The 9,725-nt window shown below is 48.9% G+C and carries 9 protein-coding genes and 1 rRNA gene; 6 read left to right on the top strand and 4 right to left on the bottom strand.

All coding sequences use genetic code 11. The annotated features are described in order from the left end of the window. The first annotated feature begins 217 nt into the window (after positions 1 to 217). The 4 genes from rrf (at position 218) to ACYU8Y_RS22245 (ending at position 3,450) form a co-directional block, all read left to right on the top strand. Positions 218 to 328: ribosomal RNA gene (gene rrf, locus ACYU8Y_RS22260) — 5S ribosomal RNA — on the top strand. A gap of 127 nt (positions 329 to 455) precedes the next feature. Continuing rightward, the gene (locus ACYU8Y_RS22255) at positions 456 to 950 is read left to right on the top strand and encodes a (2Fe-2S)-binding protein (protein WP_460940309.1); all 495 of its coding nucleotides are present in this window, start codon (positions 456 to 458) and stop codon (positions 948 to 950) included. A gap of 2 nt (positions 951 to 952) precedes the next feature. Beyond that, the gene (locus ACYU8Y_RS22250) at positions 953 to 3,100 is read left to right on the top strand and encodes a xanthine dehydrogenase family protein molybdopterin-binding subunit (protein WP_460940308.1); all 2,148 of its coding nucleotides are present in this window, start codon (positions 953 to 955) and stop codon (positions 3,098 to 3,100) included. Positions 3,101 to 3,153: 53 nt separating this feature from the next. Further along, positions 3,154 to 3,450 (top strand): antibiotic biosynthesis monooxygenase family protein, encoded by a 297-nt coding sequence (locus ACYU8Y_RS22245; protein ID WP_460940307.1) that lies wholly within the window; start codon positions 3,154 to 3,156, stop codon positions 3,448 to 3,450. 50 nt (positions 3,451 to 3,500) lie between these two features. Here ACYU8Y_RS22245 and ACYU8Y_RS22240 read toward each other — a convergent pair whose 3' ends face one another. Then, positions 3,501 to 3,875, bottom strand: a complete 375-nt coding sequence (locus ACYU8Y_RS22240) for a hypothetical protein (protein ID WP_460940306.1) — start codon at positions 3,873 to 3,875, stop codon at positions 3,501 to 3,503. Positions 3,876 to 4,174: 299 nt separating this feature from the next. Between ACYU8Y_RS22240 and ACYU8Y_RS22235 the strand changes: the two genes are divergently transcribed. Further along, positions 4,175 to 5,272, top strand: coding sequence for a glycoside hydrolase family 43 protein (locus ACYU8Y_RS22235; RefSeq protein ID WP_460940304.1), 1,098 nt, complete (start codon positions 4,175 to 4,177; stop codon positions 5,270 to 5,272). Positions 5,273 to 5,364: 92 nt separating this feature from the next. After that, positions 5,365 to 6,447 carry a Gfo/Idh/MocA family protein gene (locus ACYU8Y_RS22230; protein WP_460940303.1) on the top strand — a complete coding sequence of 361 codons (1,083 nt, stop codon included), beginning with the start codon at positions 5,365 to 5,367 and terminating at the stop codon, positions 6,445 to 6,447. A 69-nt stretch (positions 6,448 to 6,516) separates the two neighbouring features. On the opposite strand, the gene ACYU8Y_RS22225 is transcribed toward ACYU8Y_RS22230, so the two are convergent. The 3 genes from ACYU8Y_RS22225 to ACYU8Y_RS22215 all read right to left on the bottom strand — a co-directional run bounded on the left by ACYU8Y_RS22225 (position 6,517) and on the right by ACYU8Y_RS22215 (position 9,718). Continuing rightward, positions 6,517 to 8,169, bottom strand: a complete 1,653-nt coding sequence (locus ACYU8Y_RS22225; protein WP_460940302.1) for a D-alanine--D-alanine ligase family protein — start codon at positions 8,167 to 8,169, stop codon at positions 6,517 to 6,519. A 137-nt stretch (positions 8,170 to 8,306) separates the two neighbouring features. Continuing rightward, entirely contained in the window at positions 8,307 to 8,573 is a 267-nt protein-coding gene (locus ACYU8Y_RS22220) for a NifU family protein (RefSeq protein WP_460940301.1), read from the bottom strand. Positions 8,574 to 8,614: 41 nt separating this feature from the next. Continuing rightward, positions 8,615 to 9,718 carry an Mrp/NBP35 family ATP-binding protein gene (locus tag ACYU8Y_RS22215; RefSeq protein ID WP_460940300.1) on the bottom strand — a complete coding sequence of 368 codons (1,104 nt, stop codon included), beginning with the start codon at positions 9,716 to 9,718 and terminating at the stop codon, positions 8,615 to 8,617. Between the last annotated feature and the right edge of the window lie 7 nt (positions 9,719 to 9,725).

Genomic DNA, 9,725 nt, shown 5'->3' with positions numbered 1-9,725 from the left:
GGCGGCAGGTGTACGCGGTGAGAGTCGCTAAGCTGAGCCGTACTAATGGCCCCGGACGCGAGTTTGTTCATGGTTTTACGGGAGCGGGTAGGTATTGGTCGGTAGGTAGGGTAGTGATCTTGGTAAGCAGTCATTAGCATCTCTCTCTGTAGGAAAAAAGACACAAGAAGGAATTGACTAACCAGCGGAGCTGGCACAAGTCGAACGAGTCAATTAGGTTGGTGTAGTTAAGGCGGGTGTTCACCTCTTCCATTTCGAACAGAGTCGTTAAGCCCCGTACTGCCGATGGTACTGCTGTCACAAGCGGGAGAGTAGGAAGATGCCACCTATTGAAACAGCGAAGGCCTGTCCTTGTGGGACAGGCCTTTTTGCCTTTTAAGCGGGTTTAGGATGGTAGAATAGTCAATGAACTTACTTATAGTATATTCAATCTTGCATTTCATCCTGTTTGGTAAATGGCTATTTATAAACTCCAAATCAACGGCCGTAGTTATCAGGCCGATGTTGATCCTGATACACCTTTACTATGGGTATTACGCGATAATTTCGGGCTGTTAGGCACAAAGTATGGTTGTGGTATTGCACAGTGTGGTGCCTGTACTGTGCATTTGAATGGTGAGGCTGCCCGTGCCTGTGTACTGCCCGTCTCGGCAGTAGGTAAATCCAAAGTGACGACAATTGAAGGTTTATCCCCTACTGGAAATCATCCTGTTCAGCAGGCGTGGGATAAAGTTGATGTGCCCCAGTGTGGCTATTGCCAGGCTGGGCAGATTATGACAGCGGCTGCATTGCTTAAACGTAATCCAAAGCCGTCGCAATCCGAAATTGATGAGACGATGACCGGCAACCTATGCCGTTGTGGAACGTATCACCGCATTCGGGAGGCCGTGAAGCTTGCCTCCATGTCAACTACATCGACGGGTGCTACTAAATCCTCAAAAACGAAATAGCGATGCAGACATCAACGCATTCGAGCCGGAGAAACTTTCTGAAGGTAGTAGCAACGGCTGGTGGGGGCCTGGTATTGGGGTTCAACTGGGTCGACTCGGAGGCTGCAACAGCTACTAGCCGTGTTGCTCCCACGGGTATCGATTTTAATAGCTATCTATCGATCAGCCCACAGGGTACCGTCACCATACTATCGCCCAATCCTGAAGTGGGACAGGGCATAAAAACGGCCTTCCCAATAGTTGTCGCGGAAGAACTGGACGCTGACTGGACAAAGGTTGTCGTTGAGCAAGCCCCCCTTGACACGAAAAAATTTGAACGCCAGGTCGCTGGCGGTAGCGGCTCGATTCCGCACTCCTGGGAGCGCTTACGTAAAGCGGGTGCCACGGCTCGTCAGATGCTCATGGAAGCGGCCGCAAAGCGGTGGAATGTCCCCGCAACTGAGTGCACGACCAGTAGTGGGTTTGTGCAGCATTCAGCAAGTAGCCGAAAGCTGAGCTACGGCGAGCTAGCTACTGAAGCGGCTCAATTGTCGGTTCCAAATAACGTTAAATTAAAAGCGGTCAAAGACTTTAGCCTTATCGGTAGTTCGATCAAGAATGTCGATAACCCTAAAATTATTACAGGAAAGCCGTTATTTGGGCTTGACTTCTATCGTGAAGGCATGTTGTTCGCCATGATTCAGCGTCCGGCATTTGGCTACAAGTTGAAATCGCTCAACGCCGATACAGCCAAAGCTATGCCTGGTATCGTCAACGTCGTAACGTTCGACAATAACGTAGCCGTTGTTGGTAAGTCAACCTGGCAGGTGAAAAAAGCAAAAGATGCGTTAAAAATCGAATGGGAGAAGGCAGATGCTCTGGAAAGCACAGCCGACCACAATCGACTATTTAAAGAATTACTGGACGGCTCAGGCGCAACAGTGCGTCGGAAAGATGGTGACGTTGACACGGCGTTTAAAAATGCGGCCAAAGTGGTCAAGGCGGAATATCAATGTCCGTTCCTTTCTCACGCGCCTATGGAGCCTATGAACTTCTTCGCCCACGTCCGGCCGGATGGAGTAGAGTTAGTGGGGCCTACCCAAACCCCCGAACTGGCCCGAAATGAAACCGCTAAGCTGCTTGGGATCGCGCCCGATAAGGTATCAGTGCAATTGACCCGCATGGGGGGGGGATTTGGCCGTCGGTTAAAAGCTGACTATGTCGTTGAAGCCGTACAGGTATCGAAGTTAGTGAATGCGCCGGTTAAAGTAATCTGGACGCGGGAAGATGACATGATGGGTGGAAGCTACCGCCCGGCTGTTCGCTACCGTTTTGAAGCGGCTCTGGACGCCCAGGGTACTATGATTGGGTACAAGCTTCGGGGGGCCAGTATTAACGCTGGTAATTCGACACGGGAGGACAATTTTCCGGCGGGTGCTGTCGATAACCTATTGATCGATAGTGTAGACCATAAATCGCCGATTACAACCGGCCCCTGGCGAGCACCAATCACAAACTTCCTTGCTTTTGCCGAACAGTCGTTTATTGATGAAGTGGCCCAGGCCGCTGGCAAAGATCCTGTTCAGTTTAGATTGGAACTGTTAGACAAAGCGAAACAGAAGCCCGCCGGAGCCATCAAGTACGACATTGACCGTATGAAAGGCGTTATCAATCTGGCTGTTGAGAAATCAGGCTGGGGTAAGAAGAAGGATGCCAGCGGAAAGCCTGTAGCACAGGGTTTCAGTGTTTATTTTTCCCATCGCTCTTACGTGGCGCAAGTTGGCGAAGTCGTTGTGGTAAAAGGCAAACCCGTTTTGCAGAAAGTGTACTCGGCAGCCGACTGTGGAGTGGTTATTAACCAAAGTGGATCGCAGCAACAGGTAAGGGGTTGTATCGTAGACGGTATTGGGCATGCCATGTATGGCAATATCACATTTAAAGATGGTGTGCCTGAGCAAAAGAACTTTAACGAATACCGACTGATTCGACTTAATGAAATCCCTGAAATCGATGTCCATTTTGTCCAGAACGAAATCGATCCAACCGGTTTAGGAGAGCCCTCGCTTCCGCCAGCGGGTGGAGCCGTTGCCAATGCTATTTTTAAAGCAACGGGTAAACGATTAAGAAGTCAGCCATTTGTGGAACAGGAAGAATTTAAAGGTGTATCGTAGCATACAGGCTTTGGATTGTAGTTCATCTATTTATAACCTCACTATTTTACTCTATGTACGCTCGCGTAATTCAATTCCCGTTGAAGGCTGAACATATTGCTGACGCAATAAATTACTTTGAGAATACAGTCGGGCCCGCCCTGAAGGAACTCGATGGGTTTAAGAATAGTCGTATGCTTACCAATTCAACAACCAATCGGGGGCTGATGGTAACCATATGGGCGTCAGAAGCACAACGACAGGCTGCCGAATCCAGCGGTTTTCTGACTGATATTCTGAAGCACATGAGCAGCTATTTCGATGGTCCGCCAAGCGTTGATTATTACGAAGTGAATGTTCAGGTAGCTTAAAAAGATAGGGGCCAGATATTCATCTGGCCCCTATCTTTTTAAGGACTTTCCTATTGCATGGCAACGACCCGACTTAACTCGCTTTTAGGCGTGGTTGACAGATTGACCTGTTTCCGTATGCTGCCTTCTTTAGACGAAACTTCCAGATCATACTGCCCATCGCCCAACTCATTGACATTCAATTTCACAACATATTTCGACTCTTTTTTGCTGATGTACTGCCGGAACAGGATTTCATTGTCTTTATTCCGGAGCAGAACAAGCACCGGTACATCAGTAGTTTTTTGAACCGCTACCCGTATTCGCTTATCGACCGTGACATAGGCACTGGCATCGAAGGACAATACATGGGGATTGGTTGGGTTTGTTAAGGTCGTAGCGCTTAAAAGAAGAGAGCCTGCCAAATTGCTTACTAGTGAAAACATTGTCGTAGTTGTTTAGTATTGATTAGTTGTTTACTGTTCATACGCAATAAGCCAAAGGCTGTGCCAACTAATAGTATGCTTTGATTATCAATAGGTTATCTTCGGTATTTGGGATTTACTCTGTCCGTAACTGGACGTTTCCTGTTCACTTGCGGACAATAGCGAGGCCTGTTTCGATGAGCGAGATAAGTCCTCTATTTTCATCAATTCAGTAAAATAGGAGTAGCTCTACCTTTCTGTATGGTATTCAAAAAATTAGTCAAAGAAGCATGATCAGTGTCAATAAGCTCAGGAATCTGATGCTTGTATGCCTTGTGTCGGGTGTATACCTCGGTGCCTGCCAGAGCAATAAGGCTAAACAGGAAAACAAAGAGAGCAGTAGTGCCGCTACGGATTCAGCGTCCAGTACACAGGCGCTCTCCAAACCATTGGTGAGCCATATATATACCGCCGATCCATCGGCCCATGTTTTCAACGGTAAAATTTATATTTATCCCTCCCACGACATTGATGCTGGAATAAAAGAAGACGATGAAGGAGCTCATTTTGCCATGCGCGACTACCACATTTTATCAATGGATAGTATCAATGGAAAGGTGACCGATCATGGCGTGGGGTTGGATATCAACGACATTCCCTGGGCGGGGCGTCAATTATGGGCACCTGATGCGGCTTATAAAAATGGTACTTACTTTCTCTACTTCCCGGTTAAGGATAAGAAAGATGTGTTCCGAATGGGCGTTGCTACCAGCAAATCACCAAGCGGACCATTCAAAGCAGAACCGACGCCGATAAAGGGCAGCTTTAGTATTGATCCAGCTGTTTTTACGGATACAGACGGGCAGTCGTATATGTATTTTGGCGGAATTTGGGGTGGCCAGTTGCAGCGCTGGTCAACTGGTAAGTATGCAGCCAATGAGTCTAAAACGGATTCCGGCAACGACAAAGAGCCAGCCCTGGCCCCTAAAGTGGCCCGGATGAGCAAAGACATGCTGCACTTTGACGCACCCGCCAAGGACGTAAAAATTCTGGACAAAGCAGGAAAACCGCTGCTAACCGGTGACCATGACCGGCGGTTTTTTGAAGGTGGCTGGATGCATAAATACAACGGTAAATATTATTTCTCCTACTCAACCGGCGATACGCATTTTCTGGCCTACGCCCTTGGTAACTCACCGGAGGGGCCATTTACCTATCAAGGAGTTTTTATGACGCCCGTGAAAGGCTGGACAACCCACCACTCGATTGTGGAGTTCAAGGGGAAATGGTATATTTTTTACCACGATACCGAATTGTCGAGCAAAACACACCTGCGGAATATAAAGGTGGCTGAACTGAGGCATAACGCAGACGGAACCATTGAGCCAATTAATCCGTATCCTGCTAAGAAAATGTAAGCACGCAGTCCTGACTGGATGTGTTAAGTTTGTAGCCTGAATCGAATACTCAACTGAATTCAGACTACTCTTAAATCTGTATCAAATTAAGTATGTCAAGCACTATTCAACCCATACGGGTACTCGTTGTTGGATGTGGCAACATGGGCGCATCGCACGCTATTGCCTACCAGACTACAGACGGTTTCGAAATTTGTGGTATTGTCTCGACCGGAAACAGTAAAGTCGTTTTGAATGAACGCCTGGGCGGTGGGTATGCCCTATTTAGTGACTATGAAACGGCGTTGAAAGAAACCCAACCCGATGCCGTTTGTATTTCCACGTACCCCGACACCCATGAAGCCTTTGCCCTGATGGCCTTTGAGCAGGGGTGTCATGTATTCATGGAAAAACCAATTGCTGACACGGTCGAAGGAGCAAAGCGCGTGATGGCGGCCGCTCAGAAAGCAAATAAAAAATTGGTTATTGGCTACATTTTGCGGCATCATCCATCCTGGGCCAAATTTGTTGAGGTCGCGCAGGGGCTAGGTAAGCCGCTGGTAATGCGGATGAACCTTAATCAGCAAAGTCACGGAACGATGTGGACTGTTCACCGGAACCTGATGAAAAGCCTTAGCCCAATCGTCGATTGTGGTGTACATTACATTGATGTAATGTGCCAGATGACCCGCTCGAAACCACTACAGGTCAACGCGATCGGCGCTCGGCTGAGTAATGATATTCCCGTTGGCAACTACAACTACGGTCAGCTACAGATTCGGTTTGAAGACGGCTCTGTAGGCTGGTACGAAGCTGGTTGGGGCCCTATGATGAGCGAAACGGCGTTCTTTGTGAAAGACGTTATCGGGCCGGATGGCTGCGTGTCCATCGTCGCCAAGAATGCGGGAGCTGCCGGCAAGTCCGATAACGTAGACTCGCACACCAAAACGGAGTCGCTGCGCGTGCACCGGGCCGCGCTCGATGCAAATGATCAGTTTGTTGAATCCGATACCTGGATCGATATGCAGGATGAGCCAGATCATCAGGAGCTCTGCAACCGCGAACAACGGTATTTCCTGGAATCTATTCGGGAGGATCGCGACCTGACCGACCATATGCAGGATGCCGTCAGCAGTCTGGAGATTGCTTTCGCCTGTGATGAATCCGTTCGGACGGGACAGCCGGTTATGTTATAATGTATCGTAAAAACAGCAAGGCGTGCCACGATTCTCGATCATGGCACGCCTTGCTGTTTTTACGAAAAGCTATACGTATCGTTCGGCAATGTGTCGGGCACGCTCGGCTGTCTCAATCAAGAGCGGATGACGCGGCTGGCTCAGTGCTGTCTCCAATTCATCAATCGTATCTTTGAAAAGTAAGTTGACCGGAATCTCATGCGACTCTAGCTTACTCTTGATGTACATCAAGGATGGGAAGACCTTACCCGACGCTGCCAGCTCATTATACTGCTGTTTGGCGACCACAAACTCTTCATCGGTAGGACCAAATGAAATGACACGCTCGGGTAATGGATTGGCTTTACGGGCGGCTAGTTGTGCATCCAGGGAGGTCAGCAGCCGTTTAAGATGATACGTATCTTTACCGGTCCGAATACGTTCCCGTAGCGACTGACGAATAAGATACGTCAGTGAATTCGATAAATTCAGCCCAATTTCAGCCATCTGCTTAAAGATCAGCGATGAGGGCGACATGCCCGGAATGGTGTTTGGGTCATGCAACAGAACATCTCCGGCAGGAGTCAGGAAACCGTCGATTCGCGAATAAACATTGATGCCCAGTCGGCTGAACACCTCCGCTACGGCCAACTGAATTTTACGGTTGTTTTCCAGGCTTGTATCAACCGGTATCCGCTTTTTGGTTGTATTCAGCTTGTACTTGGAATCGAAATCGAAGCTTGTTACATTATAAATTTCTGTAGGCGGCAAGGCAATCGCAACCTGGTCGTCGTCCTGAATAACACCACAGGAAAACTCCTGCCCCGTAATAAACTCCTCAAAAAGAACTTCGTCTTCGGCATTTAACGAAGCCAATGACACTGGCTGGCCCTGTTGGGCGATCGCATCCAGTTTCGTGACGAAATCGGCCGGGTGGTTGATCACTTCACCCGTTTGCTCAATAACGACGGGAAAACTGATGCCCGAGTCTAAACTGACCATTTTCTGAGCCAGTTCGTTTTTCTCGTCAGTTGATAAACCCGACCATTCACTTAGTTTACTCCAGCCATCGGGTTGCACGCTCATGGTGAAAAAGCACTGTTCTACGGAGCGGCAAAATAGCGTTAAATCCGCTTCACGGACGATAGCTACGCCGATGGAGGAACCCTGATGAGGGGCCTTTACCACAATCGGCAGACCCAGATGGTCAACCAGTGATTGGAAAAACTGAGCTTTGTCCGCCTGTTCGTAGGCATCCCGGCTAATGGTAGCCGTTTTCTTCTGCTGACCATTTGCCAGAGCAATCAGCTCATTTTGCAGAATCTTATTAATGCCTACTGCGGATCCAAGCAACCCTGGTCCTGTATAAGGCATTTTGTGCCACTCCAGTAGGCCCTGGATGGCACCATCCTCACAGTCGGGGCCATGCATAGCCAGAAAGGCCAGGTCGAAATGCTCACGAAACTGTTCGGGGCGTAGTTCGGGTAAGGTTGCGTCGAGTGCATCGATAGCCAGTGACTCATCGTAAACCGAAAAACCAGAATTATCCTGCGGTAGGGCATCGCGTAGTGATGGCGATTGCAGAAACTGGGGAGATACAAGCCGAAACCGTCCGCGTCCATCAACAAATACCAGAACCGGTTCGAACAGCCCTTTATCTAAATTAGCCAGGGCAGTACGCCCACCAGCAAACGAGACCTCCCGCTCCCGCGCAGGTCCACCGAAAAAAATGCCTATTTTCACTGAATTGAGGAATAATACGAACTGCAAAGAAACAAAAAAACGCCTGATTCGGCGTTTTGATGGTTAAGAAACACATAAGGACTTCGTGGTTTCTCACTCAGAGTAAGCTATCTACTCTGTTATGAACCCTGATCCAGTTAAAAAGCAGGCGTTATATTCACCGCTTCAACTTTTGTAATTTCGGGCACCGCTTTCAGAATCGCTTCTTCCAGACCGCCTTTGAAGGTCATAGCTGACATGGGACAGGAGCCACAAGAACCCATCAGTTCGAGCCGAACCGTTTTATCTTCTGTAACTTCCAATATCTTCACATTGCCGCCATCGGCTGCCAGATAGGGCCGCATATTGTCGAGAGCCCGTTCTATTTTACTTATCAGCTGGTCGTTATTGACTACCGTCTCCATTGATTGATTGATTTACGGTAAATTTATACTTTCTAGGTTGTTTATGCAACCTGAACACGTTCCGTACGGTCAAGGCTGGCATTTCGGATGGCTACTTGTTGAGCGAGGGCCTCGGCGGTTGCCTTGAAAGCTTCTGACGCAACAGGTTCACCGACACTAATCGCCGGGCGACCTTCGTCGCCTGCTTCACGGATGCTTTGTACCAGCGGAATCTGGCCCAGCATCGGTACATTGAACTGATCGGCTAACAATTGACCACCTCCCTTGCCAAATATATAATATTGATGATCTGGCAATTCGGTCGGGGTGAAATACGACATGTTCTCAATCACCCCTAACACCGGCACGTTGATTTGTGGCTGGCGAAACATGGCCAGCCCTTTTGTGGCGTCGGCCAGCGCTACTTTCTGGGGCGTAGTCACGATGATGGCACCCGTGACCGGTACCGTCTGCACAAGCGTTAAGTGAATATCACCGGTGCCTGGTGGGAGATCGATGAGCAGGTAATCCAGTTCTCCCCAATCAGCATCAGAAAAAAATTGTTGCAATGCCCGACCAGCCATTGTGCCCCGCCAGATAATAGCCTGTCCCGGTGCCACCAGGAAACCCATCGACAATAGTTTGATGCCGAACTGTTGGATAGGCTCCATACGAGTTTGCCCATCCACCTGAAAAATACGCGGCTGAATGTTTTCAGCGCCGAACATCGTTGGCATGGAAGGACCGTAAATGTCCGCATCAATAATGCCTACTTTAGCCCCGGATTTGTGCAGTGCAATGGCCAGATTAGCCGTTACCGTAGATTTGCCAACGCCCCCTTTCCCGGATGAAACCGCAATAATGTTCTTTACACCGGGCAGCGTAGGCGCGTTAACGCGTGTCGAGGTTACGTCCGACGTCATGTCGATCGTAATCAGAATGTCGGCCCCTATGTGGGCATGAATGGCATCTTCACATCGTTTGCGAATAACTTCCTTGAGCGGACAGGCTGGTGTCGTCAAGACGACGGTGAAGCGCACCGAACCGATGCCCAGCACGACATCCTTAACCATGTTCAGCGAAACGATGTCGCGTTTTAAATCAGGTTCTTCTACGGTGCTCAATGCCCGTAGAACAGCTTCTGTAGATAATCGGTAATCAGACATAAAAATG

The organism is Spirosoma humi (assembly GCF_054776575.1).
This window is presented reverse-complemented; position numbering and strand designations above follow the sequence as displayed.

Coding starts and splice junctions, on each gene's coding strand:
- ACYU8Y_RS22255 (WP_460940309.1), top strand. CDS start 456: ATGGCTATTTATAAACTCCAAATCAACGGCCGTAGTTATCAGGCCGAT.
- ACYU8Y_RS22250 (WP_460940308.1), top strand. CDS start 953: ATGCAGACATCAACGCATTCGAGCCGGAGAAACTTTCTGAAGGTAGTA.
- ACYU8Y_RS22245 (WP_460940307.1), top strand. CDS start 3,154: ATGTACGCTCGCGTAATTCAATTCCCGTTGAAGGCTGAACATATTGCT.
- ACYU8Y_RS22240 (WP_460940306.1), bottom strand. CDS start 3,875: ATGTTTTCACTAGTAAGCAATTTGGCAGGCTCTCTTCTTTTAAGCGCT.
- ACYU8Y_RS22235 (WP_460940304.1), top strand. CDS start 4,175: ATGCTTGTATGCCTTGTGTCGGGTGTATACCTCGGTGCCTGCCAGAGC.
- ACYU8Y_RS22230 (WP_460940303.1), top strand. CDS start 5,365: ATGTCAAGCACTATTCAACCCATACGGGTACTCGTTGTTGGATGTGGC.
- ACYU8Y_RS22220 (WP_460940301.1), bottom strand. CDS start 8,573: ATGGAGACGGTAGTCAATAACGACCAGCTGATAAGTAAAATAGAACGG.
- ACYU8Y_RS22215 (WP_460940300.1), bottom strand. CDS start 9,718: ATGTCTGATTACCGATTATCTACAGAAGCTGTTCTACGGGCATTGAGC.